Origin of the sequence: Methanofervidicoccus sp. A16 (assembly GCF_003351865.1) — an archaeon.
In the GTDB taxonomy this organism is placed as follows: Archaea; AGJL01; Methanococci; order Methanococcales; family Methanococcaceae; genus Methanofervidicoccus.
In genome coordinates this window covers 419,709-438,474 of the sequence record NZ_CP022242.1, presented here as the reverse complement: position 1 = coordinate 438,474, position 18,766 = coordinate 419,709, and the positions used below count along the sequence as shown (strand labels likewise).

Sequence of the window (18,766 nt, the reverse complement as noted above, 5' to 3'; positions counted from 1 at the left end):
ATTTTTTACTTTTATTTAACATTGATGATTTTTAATAACTCATACATTTAAAACATCCCACTTACAAACCTATAGGTTCTCTCATCCTTTGGATCCTTAAATATTTCCTCAGTCTCACCAACCTCAACAATCTCTCCCTTCTCTATATAAGCCACTCTCTCTGACAACCTCCGAGCCTGAAGAAGATCGTGGGTTGTAAATATAACAGTCTTTCCCTTTCTCTTTAATTCCTTTATGGCACTTTCTACAACTTTGATATTCTCTATATCTAAGTTAGATGTGGGCTCGTCAAAGATATATACATCTAAGTCTAACACTAAAGCCCTTGCCACTGCAACCCTCTGCTTCTCCCCACCACTTAACTTCTTGGCATTTTTATCCTTTAAATCCAAGATCCCAAGGGATTCTAACATCTCATCCACTTTCTCTTTAATATACCTCTTATCATACCCTCTGACCTTTAATCCGTAGGCGACGTTTTCAAAGACTGTACCTTTAAACATTACAGGGTTCTGAAAAACCATGGTTGTACGTTTTCTTACCTTCTCGGGATTTTTTTTAGCATCTATATTCTTAAATAGATAAATACCCTTAAAATCAATATCTAAGGCAGATAATATTTTAAGTAAAGTTGTTTTTCCAGCCCCACTGTATCCCAAAATTGCCAAAACCTCCCCCTCATTTACCTCAAGGTTAACATCCTTAAGGGCTACCTTCTCTCCAAAGTTTTTAAAAACCCCCTTTAGAACTATCATGCCTCTGCCCACCTTCTCTGTATATAGTTAACCATGATGGATATAAGATAAACCAGAGAGAGTAATATAATCCCCAGGGCAATCGCCATACTAATTTCTCCTCTTGTGACGTACATCTGAATTGCAGTAGTTAGCACCCTTGTGTTCATCTCTCCTCCTTTTATAAAGATGTTTCCTCCTATCATAAGGGCTACTCCCAGTTCTGCAATGGCCCTGTTAAATGCCATCATCAGAGATAGAAATATACCGGGAGAGGCCTCTTCTATGATCTTCGTCATCATCTGGGTTTCATCTGCTCCCAAGGTTAGTGCCAAATACCTTACATCTTCCTCTATACTTTCAATGGAATTTACAGTAATACTTACAACAATTGGTAAAATAAGTATCATCTGGCCGAGACTTATACCTGTAGTGGTGTAAAGTAGGTTTAAAAACCCAAAAGGTCCAGCAGGTGCTAAAAAGAGGTAGAGGATAAGCCCAAGTACTACAGTGGGAATGCCCATCAATCCGTTAAAGATAGACTTTATTATATCTTTACCCTTAAAATCTGAGAGTCCTAGAATAGTTCCTATAGGAACACCAATTAACCCAGCGTACAAAGTAGCCAATCCAGATACCTTTATACTTCTAAAGAGTATATCGTAAAGTTCAGGATCCCCACCGATTATAAGATGAAAGGCTTCAAAAAGTCCCTCGAGTATATAATCCCAGGCCATAGTTATCTCTTTAAAAACTGTTTAAAAAATAATTAAAAGAATAAAGATCAATAGTAATAACCCTACTCACTAGGTATTTACTGTAAGATAAGAGATAAGGATTAGATTTGTTTATTTTACCCTTTTTATATTCATAATTTTTATTTTTTTATTATAATAATAATTAATTTTTAATTAGATTTTCTAAATTCAAAGAATGTAAGATCATCTCCATACCTAAACTCCCTAGGACATTCTGTTAGGACATCTCCATCCTCTATAAATCCATACTTCAATATCCAGGTAAAGAAAGGCTCCTCTCTATTCCTAAGTACCTCTACAACAGGGTTAAATAAAGGTCTCCCGAACTCCTCCTTACCAAATTCTTCAAGTACTTTCTGCCCCTCTTCACCAGTTAACCACTTAGATAGTAGGACTGCATCCTTATAGTTCTTTTCGTACTTCTCAGGGTTTATCAGAATTATACTGTATATATTTATCAACTCACTGCCTTTATCAACTAATATATCCAAGTTTCCTATTATCCCCTCTCCACTGTACTTAAGGTATGTAGCAGTATCTGATAGAGTATAAGCCCTCTTGGTATCAGTTACCTTAAGTGTCTCACCCATCCCAGATCCTGTCCTGTATACCCACTTCTCCTCTTTTATTTCTGAGTAGTTATATCCTGCTAACTTCCAGAGATTTATCTCCTTGGTGTTAGTTCCTGAACCGTCATCCCTTGTAACCCATATTACTTTACCCTCCCTTCCTGCCTCAGCGATCCTTTTAAGAGCCTCAACTGGTGGAAGTCCTCTGATTCCTGCAGGGTCCTCCTTTGGACCCACAATAACAAAGAAGTTATATGCGAAAACTTTCCTATTTACTCCATAACCTTCCTTCATAAACTCTAACTCCTTACTCCTAGCATGTACTATAATGGCATCACATACACCATTTTTAGCGTCTTGGATGGCGGCTCCCGTTCCCTTTGGGATAAATCTCAACTCTATATTGTACTGTTTCTTGAATATTTCTGCTATAATATCTAGGAGACCGGTATCGTATAGACTTGTTGTAGTAGAGATTGTAAGGTATCTAGCCTTACTCTGAGTATGGTAGTTATACAGGAGAAGACTTCCTGTGATCAGTAATACTATACCTAATACTATCAAAACACTCCTTTTCATAATATCCCTACTATTATAGGTTAATCAAATGTAATTAATTATTGTAATAAAGTTAATGTATATTAATGATATAAATATTTTTTGTTTTTTTTTCGGATATTAACAGAATAATTTTAACAGAAAAATTTAAAACATAATATCGAAGTCGTACTGAAAACATGGGATCTAGACGAGATACGGATAATTAAATTAATATAGGTGTAGGAGTAATAGAATTAACTGTAAAATGAACAAAAGGTGATAATGTGAAAGCAGATGCAGTCAAAATAGCAGATGGAGTATACTGGGTAGGAGTATTGGACTGGGATATTAGAAAGTACCACGGATACACATTAAAGGGTACTACCTACAACGCATACTTGGTATTTGGAGATGAGAAGGTTGCTATAATAGACAACACATATCCAGGAACCTCTGCTCAAATGTGGGGAAGAATAAAGGATGCCTTTGAGAAGGAAGGTAGAGAGTTCAAGATAGATGTAATCGTACAGAACCACGTAGAGAAGGACCACTCTGGAGCACTACCAGAGATCCACAAGAAGTTCCCAGAGGCACCAATCTACTGTACAGAAGTTGCAGTTGAAGGGTTGAAAAAGCACTTCCCATCCTTAAAGGATGCTCCATTTAAGACAGTAAAGTCCCTAGATAGTATAGACCTTGGAGGTAAAACATTAACATTCTTAGAGGCACCACTCCTCCACTGGCCAGACAGTATGTTCACATTCTATGCTGAAGAAGGAATACTCTTCTCAAACGATGCATTTGGTCAGCACCTCTGTTATCCAGCACACATGAGATTCGACAAGGATATTCCAGAGTACGTCCTGATGGATGCAAACAAGAAGTTCTACGCAAACCTGATTACACCACTCTCCAAGTTGGTACTGAAGAAGTTCAAGGAGGTTATTGACTTAGGCCTCTTAGAGAAGATAAAGATGATTGCTCCATCCCATGGGCAGATATGGACAGATCCAATGAAGGTAATAGAGGCTTACCAGAACTTTGCTACTGGTAAGTGTAAGGACAAGGCTACAATAGTATACGACACAATGCACTACTCCACCCAGAAGATGGCTCACGCCTTCGCAGAGGGACTTATGAGCGAGGGTATTGAGGTAGTAATGTACTTCCTCCACGAAGATGAAAGAAGTGAAATCGTTAAGGATATCTTAGACAGTAAGGCAGTACTCTTTGGAGCACCAACAATCTACGACGAACCATACCCATCAATGGGAGACCTAATATACTACCTAAGAGGATTGAAGTTCAACAGAACAGGATTGAAGAGGTTAGCAATAGTCTTTGGATCTATGGGAGGTAACGGTGGAGGAGTTGAAGTATTGAAGAAGGAAATAGAAGCCTGTGGCTTCAACGTACTTGATGCCTACGAGTTATACTATGTACCAACTAAAGATGAATTAGAGAACTGTTACAACATGGGTAAGAGACTGGCTGCTAAGATAAAGGAATTGTAATCTTATCTAATTTTCCTTTATATACTTTTTGATCATTTTTGTTTTTACTGTTTAAAAGAAATAAGGAGGTGAGAAACCTATGGTTAAAGTAGAGTTGATAAACGAGCACAAAATAGGAGTTACAAAGGGTACAGATCTAGAGAAAGAAGTTGAGGCTAACTTTAAAGGAGAGTGTACTGAAGTGGGATTGTACCTGGCCATGGCAAGACAGGCTGAAAGAGAAGGATTACCAGAAGTTGCAGAGGTATTAAGAAGGATTGCCTTTGAAGAGGCTGAACATGCAGCCCACTTTGCAGAGATGAACGGAATCATCTCTGAGAACTTGAAGGAAAACATTGAAATGATGTTAGAAGGAGAGTGTAAGGCAAACAAGGAAAAGAAGGCTGCTGCTAAGAAGGCTAAAGAATTAGATATAGATCCTGCCCACGACTACTTTGACGAATCAAGTAGAGATGAGGCAAGACATGCCATGATGTTGAAGGGATTGTTGGAGAGATACTTTAAGTAAAATATAATAGATTTACTGTTTAATATTGTAGAATTACCTACTATTGATAATTAAAAATTGTTGTTATAGCAAATCTGCTATTTTATCAAAAATTAAAAAATAGGAAAATTCAGTACTATTTCAGTACTATTTTATTGTTCTTATTAAAATTTTTAATTGATATCTACACCACCTTTAATAGTGGTTATATTATATATTAATAATAATTATTATTATTTTTAAGTATAATTAAAATATAGAGGATAGTATGGAAATAATAAAATGGTGTAAAGATTTTGAATCTGGTATTGAGGCATTTGATGAAGAGCATAAAACACTTATAAAAACGATAAATCAGGTATATACTCTAATGAGGGAAGGAAAAAGAGAAGATGCAAAAAAGATACTGATAGATACTGTAGTTACTTACGCAGATAAACACTTTAAACATGAAGAGGAGGTTATGGAAAGATACAACTACCCTAAGGAGAAGTTAGAGAATCATAAAAAGATGCATAAGTTCTTTGTTAGGTATCTTGTAGATACCCTCCTTCCAGAGATTGAAAAGGGAGATGACAGAAAGTTTAACGAAGCACTGAATTTTATAATTGGATGGTTAATTATGCATATAAAGAATATGGATGTAAATGGATACGGCAAATGGTTCAAGGAGAGAGGTATTGAAGTACCTGATAAAATGGTAGAGATATAAGTTATTTCAACTCTTCAAGTATTATTGCAGGACATATCTTTTTAACACCCTCTATTTTACCTAACTTGTTAAAGAGTATTTCAGATAGTTCCCTACCATCTCTTGCCCAGATTTCAGTCATAATCATATGATCTCCAGTAGAGGTCCATACCTTTTTTACCTCTTCAAATTCACAGAGTTTCTTTGCAACTGTGAGGAAATCCTCTGGATTGGTATCAAATCCAGTTAATGCAACTACGTTGTATCCAATTTTAGAGGGCTCTACTTCTGCTCTATATCCTTTAATAACCCCCTCTTCTTCCATTTTTTTAACCCTCTTCCTTACAGAACTCTCACTGGTACCCAACATTTTCGCAATCTCTGTGTAAGATTTCCTACCGTCCTTCATAAGTATTTCAAGTATTTTCATATCCTTCTCGTCCATACTACCACTAACTATAAATAATTATTAATAAAATTATTTATTAAAATTTTTATACTTTTTTATAATTTTTCCTCAAGGTGATATCTTGGTTGTAAAAATAATAGTAGATAAGGACAAATGTATTGGATGTGGAAGATGCTACGATGTATGTCCAAAAGGTCCCTTGATATGGAAGAGAGATAAAGACAAAAAGTACTACGCTTACGATACAAAGTACTGTCACAACTGTAAGTTATGTACTGGTAGATGTCCTACTAATGCTATATTAATTATTAAGGAAGGAGTGTAAAGTTATTATAATTATAAAAATAATTATTATTTTTTAAAGAGATGTTTTATTATTTGTTAATAAATAATTTATTAATGGGTAACTTTAAAATACAAACATTATATGGGTATTTTTATCAGGAGTTGTTATTATTGAGTTTTTTCATCCAGGATAGCATAATCTTACAATTTTAATATTTTTCAACTAAATTTTTAAGAGATAAAGCGAATTTTAGGGATAGATTATGGACATAATTCACAAACTGGAAACTTATAGAGTATGTCATCCTAAGGAAACATGGAGTAGAATAAGTCCCATTCTCAATAAAGTAGGGGTTAAAGAAATAGAGAGAATAGACCACCTAGATAGATTGGGCATTCCAGTTTATGCTGTAGAGAGGATAACTGAAGATGGTATAGTTTACCATCTTGGTAAGGGACCTACAGATATACAGGCGAAGGTTTCAGGGTCTATGGAGGCTATAGAGAGGTACTCTGCAGAGTTGAAACCAGAGGACGAGGATAGACTTAAAGATAAACCTGATAATCCTGTCGATATAAGGGAGTTAGTTCTACCTCTCGATATGTACAGATACCTTGGAGAGAAAAACGATATCAAAGGTATTAAGTGGATAGAGGGATTCGACATCATAAACCAGTGTACCGTAGATGTACCTGCAGATGGAGTATTCCATCCCTACAGAGGAAAACTCTTTAGAAGTCATACAAACGGTATAGCCTCTGGTAATAACCTATACGAGGCCATCCTCCATGGAGCCCTTGAGGTTATAGAGAGGGATGCCTGGAGTATTGCAGAACTATCTGGAAATACCTACAGGAGGATAGATGTAGAAGGTGCTAAAAACCCTCTGATACATGAACTACTGGAGAAGTTTGAAAGTGCCAATATAAACGTAATACTTAAGGATCTAACAGGAGACGTAGGTATTCCCACTGTGGGGGCAATATGTGATGAAGAAGTGTGGAGGGATCCTGCCCTCCTATGTATAGGTGTAGGGTGTCATCTTCACCCTGAGATTGCAGTTATCAGGGCTCTAACTGAGGTGGCTCAAAGTAGATCTACTCAACTTCACAACAAGAGAAAGGATACTGTAAGGGGAGATATAGTAAGGAAGGTAGGTTACGAGAGGATGAAGAGGATCCACAGAAGGTGGTACCAGTACAGAGAAACTGTGAATATTGAAGATATGGAGAACTGTGCAAGTTATAATCTAAAGAAGGATCTAAAAACACTGAAGGAGAAATTGATAGAGGCAGGTTTTGACAAACTTATATACGTAGATCTGAAAAGAACAGAAGTGGATACTGTAAGGGTTATAATACCAAGGATGGAGGTTTACTCTATGGACAGAGATAGAATATCTCCCTGGGCAAAGGAGAGAATTAGAAAAATGAGATCTACCCAATAGTTATTTTCCCATTATCCCACTCAATATATACATCTCCCATTCTGGACATATCCAAGATAGGTACTCTCCCAGGTGTTGGGTGGATACCCATCTTCTTCTGGAACTCTGTCTGTTCCTGGAAAGTACCACTGTTCACCATCACAGTACCTTTGTAGGTACCGTAACCGTTTATATGTATATGTCCAGCGTGGAATACATCTGGCTCCTTATGGATAACGAGGTAATCCATATGTTCAGGTGCTATAGGGCATCTACCTCCATATGTTGGACATAGGTGCCTCCTCTTCAACAGTTCCCTCATTATAGAGGGAGGATCTGTATATCTAGCAGAGGGCACCTGTCCCACGATATCGTCAAAACTTCTACCGTGGTATATTAAAAAATCCAATCCATGGACGTTTACATAACTGGGATTACCTATAAAGGTGACGTTGTCTAAACTGTCAAATAACTTCAACACCTTCTTAGGTAGTGCAGGTTGAGGTTCTGCAGGTCTTACAGCGTCGTGGTTCCCAGGGGATATAATTATATGTACATGTTCAGGTATCTCCTCCAGGTAGGTTGCAATCTCGGCGTACTGTGCCATAACATCTATCTCGTAGAGATCCTCCTCCTGCCCAGGATATACTCCAACCCCATCTATGAGATCCCCGGCTATAGAGATGTACTTCAACCTACTGACGATCTTCTCCTCTATACCTCTACTTATCTTACCGTTTAGTAGTTCTATAAACCTTCTAAATGTCTTTTCCAGGAACTCCTTACTTCCTACGTGGATATCAGATAGAAAGGCGGTATATATCTTTTCATCAATACTCTTAGGTGTTCTTGGAGTTATATCTGGCCTTATACACTCATTTGCAAAGAAGATGTCTCCACTGTTTGAAACATATCCTACGAATCCAACAACTTCATCGAGTAGTATATCGTCAGGTAGTTCGCCCCTTGCTATCTTGTCCTTCATCAGGATTACCGAAATACTGGTTTTTTCATCCTCTATCTCTACTTTCCTATGTCCTTTCTTTGTAGTGCTTATATCAGAGACTATTCCCACAATAAATACATCACTCTTTCCTTTCATCTTGTACAACTTTTCCAAGGGATATGCTTTCCTTTTTACCTTTCTCTCTATCATGCCTTTTATCCTGTTGTACCTATCCCTAAAGTACTTTATAAAATCCTCTATAGTACCTTCACATGTTGATTTACCTGTAATGTCCCATTCTTTATACACTTTTATTTTACTCTCTATATCCTTGGCTACATAGTTTATTCTACGGTTTATACTATTTCTTATAGATCTTATCTCGGATATTCTTTTTTTCCGCTCTTCCTCCATTTTAAGTAAGGTATCATGAGTCTTATCTATTACTTCTGTTGATGTATATTCAACTGTAATACTATTATTATTAGTTTCTATGACATTAGATACAGTATTATTGACTATCTCAGTGGTAGATGATGAACTACTATCAAAAACCTCTTCAATACTACCTTCCAGGATTTCCACCTCTCCATCATCCACTCCATTTCCTACATAATACTTTAAAAAGTTGCACTTTTGATATGTTTTTATAATCTCCTCTAAATTATGGTTTAAAAAAATATTTAAAAAGAAATCATCTAATAATATAAATGTATCATTTATATTTTTAAATTCTTTAATTTTTTCTAGTAAGTTTTTTCTTTCTTTTTCAGACATACTGTTTATTCTATGATAGGACTCAGGAGTTAGTAGAACCTCAATATTTAAAAAATCCTCTAACATGTTTTCCCTTCAAAATATTTAAGAGTGTAATTTAAAGTCCCAACATGGATAGTATTTTTTCTATTGCTCCCATTATAGAAGTAAATATTGTCTCTATTATCCCCTTTGGTGTTTTATTCTCTTTTATGATATCTGATATATTTTCAATTACTTCTTTTATCATTTCACTCTCATTATATATAATAGATATATTGTTATTCACCAGATTGAATATATTTTCTGTTTCATTTGTGATTAAAAGTATATTTTCTGTAGTGTTGTTATGTACACTTCCGTTGTATATAAGGGGTATGGTATTATTCTCTAGGTTAGTTGTATTTTCTGTAGTATTGATAAATACTTTAATAGATCTCTTTAATAGTATGGGATAGTTAGTATTATTTACTTTTACAAAGTCAGGGATCTCTACAAAAAATCTTAGGATGTACTCAGAGTCTTCAAGATCTTGGAGTTCAAACTTTATCTTATCAACTTCTCCAGGATATATCACTTTACCGTATTTTTTACTTTCAAGCACCTTTTCATTATCTTTTTCCACTATATACCAGTACCTGTAAAATATAGGTTTTGGGTATGGATGACTATAACCTATTTCTCCGTAGACCTTAGAATTATTACATATTAATTTTTCTATAGATAGAGGACTATATACAGTAATATACTTAGTTACTACTAGTGTTAGATTGGAGTGATTTACAGGAGCGAGATAAACTTGTAGGTATCCTTTAAATCCTTCATCAAATTTAAGTTTAAAATCAACAGATCTCTCTCCTTTTGATGGAATGTGTATAAATTTTTTACCTGTGGACCCCTTAAATTCGTCACCTTCCCCTCTTACCACTATCCATGTATATATACTTATATCTTTATCCATGAAATTTCTAAAGATTACTCTAAACTTATTCTCATAACTAGGTACAGGGAGATTGGTGTATTTTGGTTCGTTGTTCAATAATGTTACTTTGACTCTATAGGGGCTAATATATTTAATATCAACTTTAATGTTATTTACATCAAAATGTAATATTTTGGAGTGGCTTGTTAATGCTCCGTTAGCTTTCACTGTAAATTTTATATCTCCCTTTACAGGCGTATTGAATGATATTGGGAAATAGAGAGTCGTTTTTCCATGAGGACTGATTTTAAACGAAAGTCTTGAAGGACATTCTATTATATCGTCTTTTAAATCTAAAGCATCAACTGTGAGGTTTCCTGAAAGTGCTTTATTATAACAATTTTTTAAAGTTATCTTTAAGGTACAATTTTTATTGATAAACAAATCTACGTAGTAGTTATCTCCTATAGATCTATAAATTCCATCTCCTTTATCAACTTCAATACTTTCTATATAAACTGGAGAGACTGGAATCGGCTTAATATTCGAATTTTCCTTACTGCATTTATATATGCCTGACTGCACAGATACATTTAATTTATTTTCAGGGTATTTAAGTAATATAGGCAGATATATTTCCTTAACTTCAAACTTATCCAACTCTACTTTTTCTATATTCTTATCAACGTTACTTTCAAGAGTTACTAATACAGAGGACTTATCGTTGAACTTATTTACTAACTTTAATTTAGTAATAACTAGATAGGGATCATCTTTTAGGTAGATCCTTGGTAAAACTTTGTTATTTTCATAATTACGGCTTTTTATCAGTTTCTCTAATTCAACATCTTCTATGTTATTAGTTCTGTAATAATCCTCTAGAATATCTATAACATCTTCATTTAGAGTGGTCACTATTTGAAATTCATTAAGAGACACTGGATAAGAAAACTTCTTATGTTGCGCCTCCCGTGAGTATTTAACTTTGTATCCATCAGTTATACTAATTTTAGTATATGCTGGTCCATCGGCGTAGTCATGTACCCCAGAGACGTTGATATGAACCTGGATCTTTACAGTATCCTCTTCACTTGTTATAGGAGGTATTTTAAATTTTATCTCACGTTCACTGCCTTTTGCTAAATATATTACTTTACTGTCTTTCTTCCCATAGTAGAGCACTTCTTTATCATTAGGGTATTTACTGGCGTCTTTGTTGAAATTTTGTGATACCACTGCAATCCATACTTCAACGTTGTAGTCTGATTGAGAGTATTTGTTATTTCTCAGGGTTACTGTAAACCAGGGAGAATTACATACCTCGACATCTGGTTCTGACTCGTTGATAAACGAATCATCACAGGATATATTTACAATATCTATTGGATTGGCTACGGCTATAGTGGCTTTTTTACTTGCTAGAACCTTTCCATCTTTACTTAATAGAGATATATGAACAGTATGGACACCAAACTCCTTAAATTCCAACTCTGCAGATATAACTTCCTCTCTACGTGGTGGTATTGGCACAAGGGAGGATCTCCAACTACTACCTTCATCAGATTTAACCTCTAAGATAACATCATGTTGATAGGAATCTCCATTAAATACTTTAACAAGAATCGTTGGTGTTATTTTAGGATCTATACGGTACTCTGTAGTATCTGTTGATACTCCTAATAAAACATTTGAGGTCCATACATCCACTATTTTTAAGTTTTCTCCATATATTTGGACAGTAGTCAATGCAAGTAGGGATAGGAGTATAAATACTACTTTTACATTCATATTATCTCCCATTTTGGTAATTATTAAATATAATTAATATACTTACAACTATAAATATATTGTTAAAAACTATATCTAAGGTATGCTACATTTTAATCTTATTATAAAATTAAAACATAAAAATATAATGATGGAAAAAATTAATGAATTAAGTAAAAAATTAGATGCATTAATGAAAGTTGCTGCAATTTCTTCCGCGACAAAAATCTCAGAGGACATAAAAAAAGAAATATCTAAGTTAGAAGAAGAAAAAGAAGAGATCAAAGAAGAAGAGACTAAAAAGGGTGAAGAAGTTAAAGAAGAAAGAGGTTAAAAGGAGATGATGATTTTAAAATAAAAATAATTAATAACAAAAATAAATTTAATATTTATAAAATAATAGAGGGAATAAAAAATTCTTTTTATATTATTTATCTTATAGAGAAAAAGAGAAAAAGAGTTAAAATCCTTCCGTTAACAGAGTCCCGTTATATTAAAAATTATTGAGACTAAAATATCTTATTATTTCCATAATTAATATTATTATATCATAATAATATTTTTAAAATTCTAATAGAAAGTAGTTTTATTTTTAATACCAATATTTTTCTTATGGATTATAAAAACCTATTCCAGCTCTATGTTATAAAGTTTTTCAATATTTTCCTTATGAATTTTATAGGCACCCTCCTCGTCAATTATACCCATCTCTAAAAGTTTTCTTGTTCTTCTTGGAACTGTCTTTATTCCTAAAACTGCTCCAGGACGTCTTAAGTCGTCAATATAATCAGTTTCCATTACAAACCTTAGAGATTTTTTTGCAGCCTCAACAACTGGTTTAGAGGCCATAATAGAAGGAAAAATCCCGTATTTTTCTCCCTCCAATACGTTATCTCCACAGTGGTGTTTTATAACCTTTTCAGGGTTCAGATTTACAGATCTCGCCATGTCCCTAAATTCCCTGAACTGCTCCTCTGAGGCACTCTCCCCGTGGATCTGTAGAGCACATCCAATATCTCTGGCCATCTCCATACAGTATAAGAGTATCTCGTTGGAGATCTTCCATACATCCTCACTTACTTTAAAGTGGGGCCTTCCAACCTCCCCAATACCAACTAAGAATTCATACTCCTCTACAAGTTTTCTGGCATAGTTTAAGGCTTCTATAACCTTCTCTTTAATATATTCTAAACTCTTTCCCCTCTCTACCATAGTGGTGATTTCACAGGGATGTACCCCTACCAATCCATATACTTGTACCCCTTCAACCTTTTTCTTTATAGTTTCTATATCCCTTATCAACGTATCCATGGGAGCGATTAAATCACCTGTAAAAGAGGGTTTATTCAGTAATATTAGAGTTTTTCCTCCAGCATTTTTAAATATTTTTGCCACCTTTTCAGCACCGTAACCTCTCTTACTGTCTACATGAATGTGATTATCTGTAATAGGTATATCTTTTATATTTACGTTCATTATCGTTCCTCCAAGGTATTTTTAAGAGTACCGTTCTAAAACCAGTAGGATATTTTGCTAATAATAAAACTTTATTTTTTTTATTCTATAATAAAACAAAAAATTATTCAAATAGAAAAGAATCGTAAATATTCCAGATAGGATTTTTTAATTTTGTTATTATAGTAATAATTTTCTTAATTCTTAATTATTTATTTTAATAAGATTAATTAAATAATATAAAATTCTCTCTTGTAGATCCACTTAAATACTTATATACTGAAGTAGAAAATAAGTAGATGATGGTATATTATAAAAACTAACTACATCTTTCTTTTTTTAGCCATCTTACTCCTTAGTGGCACATCAGAACTATATTGATGGGAACTACCAATCCATCGACTGGAAAAAATAATTACCTTCTATCTTTGATATTTATAGAGTCATATTGAGAGAAGAGAAAAATTAAACATCCTAGCAACTTTTATTAACAGATGAACAGATGTTTCATATTATTACGGAAGTATATTAAATCAATCTCTTCAACAACTCCTTAGGATAATAATATAAAGCATTTTCCAACTCCTTTCTACCCATCCCACAACCTAAACCTACCTTCCTTGCAAAATTCACATCTATAAGATCCGAGGGACTGTGAGTATCTGTATTTATCACAACAGGTATATTGAAATCCCTTGCAACGTTCATCACATGTCCATTTGTTAGAGAGTGTCCCTTCCTCGATGTGATCTCCAAGAATATATTATTCTCCTTTATATTCTCTGCACATTCCCTGTCTATCAGTCCTGGATGGGCTAAGATATCCACATCTTCGGAGATAGAGGCGTAGTAATTCGTTCCCTCCTCCACAGGTTCCACTATTGTCTCTCCATGGACTAGAACGATCTCAGCCCCCACATCTTTACACCTTCTAGCCATCTTCGGGATAGACTTAGGAGGTATATGGGTAAGTTCAATACCTACAATTACCCTTATATCCCAGTACCTCTTCAACTCCTCCCTCGCTAATATTGTCTTCTCTATTAGATCCTTGTAATTACTTGCATCTCCATGATCTGTAATAGCCAGGGCTGTATGGTTAAGTAGTATTGCCCTCCTTACAAGTTCTGAAGGTATCAACTCTCCATCGCTGAAAACTGTATGGGTATGGAAGTCGTATCTCACACTACCACCTTAGGGTTGCCAGATGCCTACCATCAACACATGATCCCTCTCAAAGGGTTCAATATCCACCTCATCCACTATCTTAAAACCTCCCTCTGTCAGTATCTCCCTCTGCTCCTTAAATATCTCTTTGGGATCCTTTACAACGTCTATACTCCTAGCCTTTATGGCTATTATACCGTATCCCCCCTCCTTTAAGAACCACTTAGCATTTTTGATAAGTATTTCAGCCTGATTCACCTGGGCGACGTCCTCGTATATCACATCTACCATCTCAACTATATTACTGTAGGTATTTGGTAAGTTGGCATCTCCCAGTATAGGTATAAGGTTCTTCCTATCCTTACATACCTCTAAGAACTCCCTCATTATCCTCGGCGAGAACTCCACAGAGTATACAGGTGCGTACTCCACAATATCTGCAACATGGGAAGGAGTAGTACCTGCGGAGGCACCTAAGTAGAGCACCTTTGAACCTCTCTTTATGGGCATAACCTTAAGTCCCTTCAATATGGCAGCTGCCAACTTACTCTTGTTGGGATTCCAGATTCTGTATTCCACCCCTTCTATCTTAACTACCCTCTCCCCATAAACCCTCTTGGAGGGAACTAGGGATTTTGTCCCTATCCTCCTAACACCATCACCTGTATCTATCTCATATACGTTATCGAAGATCTCCCTAACTTTCAAAGTATCACCATTTTGAGGATGTCTTTCCTATTACCTTCTTTCCCTTCTTCGATTTTTTACCTTTTTTCTTTTTCTTTTTATCTTCTTTTTTCTTTTTCTTACCTTTTTCTTTTTTTTCTTTTCTTTTCTTTGAAGTTTTCTTCCTCGGTTCAGGATACTTCCTCTTTATCTCCTCAACCCTCTTATTAAGGGCTTCAAGAAGTTCATCTGCTATGTAGTTTCCAAATACATCTGCCCTAACTCCTACCGCCAACTTACAGGCAAGGGCCCTTGCAACCTTTCCCCTGATCCACCAGGGAGAACTTTGAATAAGAGGGTGTTGAAATATAACCCCATGTTTTGGAGGATCTGCACCTAATCTCAGATGTGCAAACAGTGCCTTCTCAGCACCGATAACCTGTATTGTAGAGGCAGGTAGTTTTGACAGTCTCTCCAATCCTCCAGTTAAACTTATAAGTCTTGCACCTAGGGAAGGTCCTGCCAACTTTGTTAAGTTAGGTGCAGTCTCCTCCATCAGTTCTTCCAGATACTTCACTAATTTATCTCTTAAGTTGTAAAGAGATATTATCTGATCTGCAAACTCTTTTATAATGGAAAGATCCCTCTCAGATAACTCTGCACCCATTGAACTCTTTGCCGCTTTAGATAGAATTTTAGCTGTTTTTGAAGGTAAAAACTCCTTTAACTTAGTCCTGGTATAATTTTCCCTCTTTAAAAACTGAGATACTAACTTTGCATAGAGTTCATGTTTCTTTATAATTTTGTCCATCTCTGGGAAGTAGAGGGAGTACCACTCCCTAAGTCTCTCGGAGAATAGATTAAGTGTCTCATCTAAGTCATCTAGTGCACTTACTGTTTGGATTATTAATTTATCCTTTCTCTCAGAGGCTTCCTTCATCAGGAGTTTAGTGAGTTCAGTTGTCCAGAGGTTAGTTTTTTCTATAAACTCCTCATAACTGTTAAAGACGCCGTACCTCTTACCGAGAGTGTAGACGTTCTCTCTTACGAATTTCCCTGGAGTTGTAGGCTCCTCCTCTAAATACTCTACTATAACCTTTTCACCGTCTTTTAGATTCCACTCCTCCTTCAACTTATCAACTATCTGTAGATTTCCCCTTCTAAGGTCGTACATAATCTTAGGTATATCCTCTTCCGGGAATATCTTATAGTATTTTATGTTTTCCAAACTTAGATCTCCATTATAATCTAGGAGAAAGGCACCGTAAGATGTGAATATCAGATAGTACATGAGATCACCGTTGTTTTCTATGTGGGAATGAAAATACTAAAATAAATATTTATATATTTAAAAGAAAAATAGGGTTTTTATTATCACTACAAGAATTTATTCAATATTATTTTTTTAATGATAATTAATATATCCAGTCAAAAATTTCCTTATTGCCACTCTTGAATATAATTATTATAATTTCCTATTTTTTAACCTCTTCATATTTTTTATTCTGATAATTTATTCCTCAATATAACACTCTTTTCTAAGATTTTATATATAAATTTAATAGAAATTTTTAGGAGATACTATGTATTCAGAGGTAAGGGATATTAGACTAAAAATTTCCATGAAAAACCTAGAAAATCTTTACAGTAGTGGAGTATTAGATCCTCAAATCTACAACAGGTTAAAGTTGCTCCTATCATTTAGTAGGGATTTTGAGAAATTTTTAGAGTATATACATAATGAGGACAGTAGTAAAAAGGAAAGAGCTGTTGTGGCATTCAGTGGAGGTGTAGATAGTACTGCATCTACCATTATCTCTAAGAGGATCTTTAATGTAGTAGGAGTTACCATCTACTCACCTACTATAATGGAGGAGGAAGATAAGAGTAGGATATCCAATCTAGTGAAGAAGTTGGGAATAACCCATAGATTTATAGAGATAGATCTTGAGGATATCAGATTAGGTACTTTAGAGGGAAGGTATCATCCCTGTGGCAGATGTCATAAAAGGATAGAAGAGAGTATTCTAAACTACGCCAGGGATAAGGGTATTAAATATATTATATACGGTGATATGTTATCAACTGGTTATCTCTCTGTTGTAAAAGAGGAAGATACAATAAGGATAAACATGCCATCCTTTCTCTCCTTAACTAAGAATCAGTGTAGGGAAATATTAAAAACTGTAGGTATAGAGATAAAACGGAAATATACCTGCCCCCTCCTAAGGATCGCCCATAGGTATGAAAGAAATAAAAAATTTACCATCCAAAGGATATTAAGGGAGGTTAGGGCCCAGGTAATAGATAGTGGAGAGGGATTAAAGAATATTTTGGAAGTACTGTCTCAACATTAACCTACACTTATAGAAACTGTAACTCCTCTATTTTTAAACTTTCTAAGTATAAGATCTACACCTCGAGGATCAATATTATCTCCCTTTAACTTCGATACTCCTAGGATAGATACAGGCTCAGATACTCCATAGATCCCTAAACTTTTAAATACAAATGGAGATTTTTCTAGGTCATCTCTTACTTTATAGATATCCATTATCTCCTCTCTTGTGAAGGTGTAAAGTTTCCCCTTCAACCTCTCCACAGTCTCCAATATCCCCCTCTCATTTCTCTTAATATCCACAGTCGCAAATCCATCCACCCTCCAGGGAGGTATATCCCTTATATAGAGGGCCTTTTTAACTGTCCAATATACCTTCCAGGTTTCAATTCCTTTTCTACATCCTAATCCTACTACAAGGTACTTCTTAGGGAGTATTACATCATCTACCACTATGTAATCTCTATCGTGGTGGTGTACGTTATAGGTGTTATATATCCTTCTATCAATTACCTTCCAATTTCTCGGTAGGTAGAGATCCACCTTTTCCTCTAAAATCTTTCTGTTTATTCTAAGTATATCTTCCCTTTTAGGAGTTTCCAAGAAATACATTCTGGAGAGTTCATCTATACCAACTTTGTTGTTCGTATCAGTTGCAGTAGTTAGTACTGCCATTCCTCCTAACTCTCCCTCTAGTAACTTGGAGAAGTAGTTACCTCCTCCAAGGTGGTTGGATAGTAGTGGAATTACATACTTACCATTTTCATCTACAACTATTACAAAGGGATCTCTTGTTTTATCCTCCTTTATCTCTTCTATGTACTTTCTTATTACAATACCTACTGCCATTATAAAGATAAATCCCTTCTCCTTTCCCTCTATCTGAAAATCCTTTAAGTAGTAAGTGGAGGAAAGATATCTATAGTATTTTAAGATATTCTCTATTTTTTTAGCTAGAGTTTTCCCCTTTTCGGTGATATAGATTATTTTTATCATGTTTATTCATCTCTCTATAATTGTAATTAAAAAATAAACCATAACAACGGGAAATATTATAGAAATGTATAAAAATTATTAAAAAATAAAAATAATTAGAATAAAATAAAACTTTCTTAAAAAAATATAAAAAACCTTAGTTCCCATCAGTAGTGGTTAAAAGAACAGTAAAAATGATAATTATTATAATAAAAATCACGATTAAAATATCAGATAAGACCATTAAACTATAAGGATCTTTCTGATCACTTAGATAGAGATAAGAAATCCTATCTGATATCACTATATTAGAAGGTATTCAAAGGACTATCCCTCCAATCTCTTTTTAAAAATGCTATA

Annotated in this window: 18 protein-coding genes; 7 read left to right on the top strand and 11 right to left on the bottom strand. The window is 34.9% G+C overall.

What is annotated here, in order from left to right:
• Positions 1-47: 47 nt before the first annotated feature.
• The 3 genes from CFE53_RS02070 to CFE53_RS02060 form a co-directional block, all read right to left on the bottom strand.
• Positions 48-755 (bottom strand): amino acid ABC transporter ATP-binding protein, encoded by a 708-nt coding sequence (locus tag CFE53_RS02070; protein WP_148120247.1) that lies wholly within the window; start codon positions 753-755, stop codon positions 48-50.
• Positions 752-1,471 carry an ABC transporter permease gene (locus CFE53_RS02065; RefSeq protein ID WP_148120246.1) on the bottom strand — a complete coding sequence of 240 codons (720 nt, stop codon included), beginning with the start codon at positions 1,469-1,471 and terminating at the stop codon, positions 752-754. The genes CFE53_RS02070 and CFE53_RS02065 overlap by 4 nt, the downstream gene beginning before the upstream one ends.
• A 170-nt stretch (positions 1,472-1,641) precedes the next feature.
• Positions 1,642-2,640 (bottom strand): substrate-binding domain-containing protein, encoded by a 999-nt coding sequence (locus CFE53_RS02060; RefSeq protein WP_148120245.1) that lies wholly within the window; start codon positions 2,638-2,640, stop codon positions 1,642-1,644.
• A gap of 245 nt (positions 2,641-2,885) precedes the next feature.
• On the opposite strand from CFE53_RS02060, the gene CFE53_RS02055 reads away from it, so the two are divergent.
• The 3 genes from CFE53_RS02055 to CFE53_RS02045 all read left to right on the top strand — a co-directional run bounded on the left by CFE53_RS02055 (position 2,886) and on the right by CFE53_RS02045 (position 5,314).
• The gene (locus CFE53_RS02055) at positions 2,886-4,115 is read left to right on the top strand and encodes an FprA family A-type flavoprotein (RefSeq protein ID WP_148120244.1); all 1,230 of its coding nucleotides are present in this window, start codon (positions 2,886-2,888) and stop codon (positions 4,113-4,115) included.
• A 79-nt stretch (positions 4,116-4,194) separates the two neighbouring features.
• Complete coding sequence (locus tag CFE53_RS02050; RefSeq protein WP_148120243.1) at positions 4,195-4,623, top strand: ferritin family protein; 429 nt, start codon at positions 4,195-4,197, stop codon at positions 4,621-4,623.
• A gap of 247 nt (positions 4,624-4,870) precedes the next feature.
• On the top strand, positions 4,871-5,314 hold the full coding sequence (locus CFE53_RS02045) for a bacteriohemerythrin (RefSeq protein WP_148120242.1): 444 nt from the start codon (positions 4,871-4,873) through the stop codon (positions 5,312-5,314).
• Between the two features lies 1 nt (position 5,315).
• Here CFE53_RS02045 and CFE53_RS02040 read toward each other — a convergent pair whose 3' ends face one another.
• Positions 5,316-5,738: a winged helix-turn-helix transcriptional regulator gene (locus CFE53_RS02040; protein WP_148120241.1), complete on the bottom strand. Its 423-nt coding sequence runs from the start codon at positions 5,736-5,738 to the stop codon at positions 5,316-5,318.
• Positions 5,739-5,823: 85 nt separating this feature from the next.
• On the opposite strand from CFE53_RS02040, the gene CFE53_RS02035 reads away from it, so the two are divergent.
• On the top strand, positions 5,824-6,027 hold the full coding sequence (locus CFE53_RS02035) for a 4Fe-4S binding protein (protein WP_148120240.1): 204 nt from the start codon (positions 5,824-5,826) through the stop codon (positions 6,025-6,027).
• A 223-nt stretch (positions 6,028-6,250) separates the two neighbouring features.
• Positions 6,251-7,435 (top strand): YcaO-related McrA-glycine thioamidation protein, encoded by a 1,185-nt coding sequence (locus CFE53_RS02030; protein ID WP_148120239.1) that lies wholly within the window; start codon positions 6,251-6,253, stop codon positions 7,433-7,435.
• On the opposite strand, the gene CFE53_RS02025 is transcribed toward CFE53_RS02030, so the two are convergent.
• Positions 7,425-9,203, bottom strand: a complete 1,779-nt coding sequence (locus tag CFE53_RS02025; RefSeq protein ID WP_148120238.1) for a DNA-directed DNA polymerase II small subunit — start codon at positions 9,201-9,203, stop codon at positions 7,425-7,427. The two genes, CFE53_RS02030 and CFE53_RS02025, sit on opposite strands and share 11 nt — an antisense overlap.
• Positions 9,204-9,234: 31 nt before the next feature.
• On the bottom strand, positions 9,235-11,826 hold the full coding sequence (locus CFE53_RS02020) for a hypothetical protein (RefSeq protein ID WP_148120237.1): 2,592 nt from the start codon (positions 11,824-11,826) through the stop codon (positions 9,235-9,237).
• A 172-nt stretch (positions 11,827-11,998) separates the two neighbouring features.
• Here CFE53_RS02020 and CFE53_RS02015 point away from each other — a divergent pair, with 172 nt between their 5' ends.
• Positions 11,999-12,139, top strand: a complete 141-nt coding sequence (locus CFE53_RS02015) for a hypothetical protein (RefSeq protein WP_371678158.1) — start codon at positions 11,999-12,001, stop codon at positions 12,137-12,139.
• Positions 12,140-12,432: 293 nt separating this feature from the next.
• Here the strand turns inward: CFE53_RS02015 and CFE53_RS02010 are convergent, their stop codons facing one another.
• From CFE53_RS02010 to CFE53_RS01995, 4 genes are all read right to left on the bottom strand, one after another.
• The gene (locus CFE53_RS02010) at positions 12,433-13,281 is read right to left on the bottom strand and encodes a TatD family hydrolase (protein WP_148120236.1); all 849 of its coding nucleotides are present in this window, start codon (positions 13,279-13,281) and stop codon (positions 12,433-12,435) included.
• Positions 13,282-13,788: 507 nt separating this feature from the next.
• On the bottom strand, positions 13,789-14,445 hold the full coding sequence (locus CFE53_RS02005; RefSeq protein WP_148120235.1) for a histidinol phosphate phosphatase domain-containing protein: 657 nt from the start codon (positions 14,443-14,445) through the stop codon (positions 13,789-13,791).
• A 9-nt stretch (positions 14,446-14,454) separates the two neighbouring features.
• Complete coding sequence (locus CFE53_RS02000) at positions 14,455-15,135, bottom strand: fibrillarin-like rRNA/tRNA 2'-O-methyltransferase (protein ID WP_148120234.1); 681 nt, start codon at positions 15,133-15,135, stop codon at positions 14,455-14,457.
• 4 nt (positions 15,136-15,139) lie between these two features.
• Positions 15,140-16,384: a Pre-mRNA processing ribonucleoprotein gene (locus tag CFE53_RS01995; protein ID WP_148120233.1), complete on the bottom strand. Its 1,245-nt coding sequence runs from the start codon at positions 16,382-16,384 to the stop codon at positions 15,140-15,142.
• 292 nt (positions 16,385-16,676) lie between these two features.
• Between CFE53_RS01995 and CFE53_RS01990 the strand changes: the two genes are divergently transcribed.
• On the top strand, positions 16,677-17,450 hold the full coding sequence (locus tag CFE53_RS01990; RefSeq protein ID WP_148120232.1) for a 7-cyano-7-deazaguanine synthase: 774 nt from the start codon (positions 16,677-16,679) through the stop codon (positions 17,448-17,450).
• Here CFE53_RS01990 and CFE53_RS01985 read toward each other — a convergent pair.
• Positions 17,447-18,427: a cobalt-precorrin 5A hydrolase gene (locus CFE53_RS01985; RefSeq protein ID WP_148120231.1), complete on the bottom strand. Its 981-nt coding sequence runs from the start codon at positions 18,425-18,427 to the stop codon at positions 17,447-17,449. The two genes, CFE53_RS01990 and CFE53_RS01985, sit on opposite strands and share 4 nt — an antisense overlap.
• Between the last annotated feature and the right edge of the window lie 339 nt (positions 18,428-18,766).

What these genes read in the sequence shown, in the direction of transcription:
- CFE53_RS02070 (WP_148120247.1), bottom strand. Translation starts at nt 755, where the DNA reads ATGATAGTTCTAAAGGGGGTTTTTAAAAACTTTGGAGAGAAGGTAGCC.
- CFE53_RS02065 (WP_148120246.1), bottom strand. Translation starts at nt 1,471, where the DNA reads ATGGCCTGGGATTATATACTCGAGGGACTTTTTGAAGCCTTTCATCTT.
- CFE53_RS02060 (WP_148120245.1), bottom strand. Translation starts at nt 2,640, where the DNA reads ATGAAAAGGAGTGTTTTGATAGTATTAGGTATAGTATTACTGATCACA.
- CFE53_RS02050 (WP_148120243.1), top strand. Translation starts at nt 4,195, where the DNA reads ATGGTTAAAGTAGAGTTGATAAACGAGCACAAAATAGGAGTTACAAAG.
- CFE53_RS02045 (WP_148120242.1), top strand. Translation starts at nt 4,871, where the DNA reads ATGGAAATAATAAAATGGTGTAAAGATTTTGAATCTGGTATTGAGGCA.
- CFE53_RS02040 (WP_148120241.1), bottom strand. Translation starts at nt 5,738, where the DNA reads ATGGACGAGAAGGATATGAAAATACTTGAAATACTTATGAAGGACGGT.
- CFE53_RS02030 (WP_148120239.1), top strand. Translation starts at nt 6,251, where the DNA reads ATGGACATAATTCACAAACTGGAAACTTATAGAGTATGTCATCCTAAG.
- CFE53_RS02025 (WP_148120238.1), bottom strand. Translation starts at nt 9,203, where the DNA reads ATGTTAGAGGATTTTTTAAATATTGAGGTTCTACTAACTCCTGAGTCC.
- CFE53_RS02020 (WP_148120237.1), bottom strand. Translation starts at nt 11,826, where the DNA reads ATGAATGTAAAAGTAGTATTTATACTCCTATCCCTACTTGCATTGACT.
- CFE53_RS02015 (WP_371678158.1), top strand. Translation starts at nt 11,999, where the DNA reads ATGAAAGTTGCTGCAATTTCTTCCGCGACAAAAATCTCAGAGGACATA.
- CFE53_RS02010 (WP_148120236.1), bottom strand. Translation starts at nt 13,281, where the DNA reads ATGAACGTAAATATAAAAGATATACCTATTACAGATAATCACATTCAT.
- CFE53_RS01995 (WP_148120233.1), bottom strand. Translation starts at nt 16,384, where the DNA reads ATGTACTATCTGATATTCACATCTTACGGTGCCTTTCTCCTAGATTAT.
- CFE53_RS01990 (WP_148120232.1), top strand. Translation starts at nt 16,677, where the DNA reads ATGTATTCAGAGGTAAGGGATATTAGACTAAAAATTTCCATGAAAAAC.
- CFE53_RS01985 (WP_148120231.1), bottom strand. Translation starts at nt 18,427, where the DNA reads ATGATAAAAATAATCTATATCACCGAAAAGGGGAAAACTCTAGCTAAA.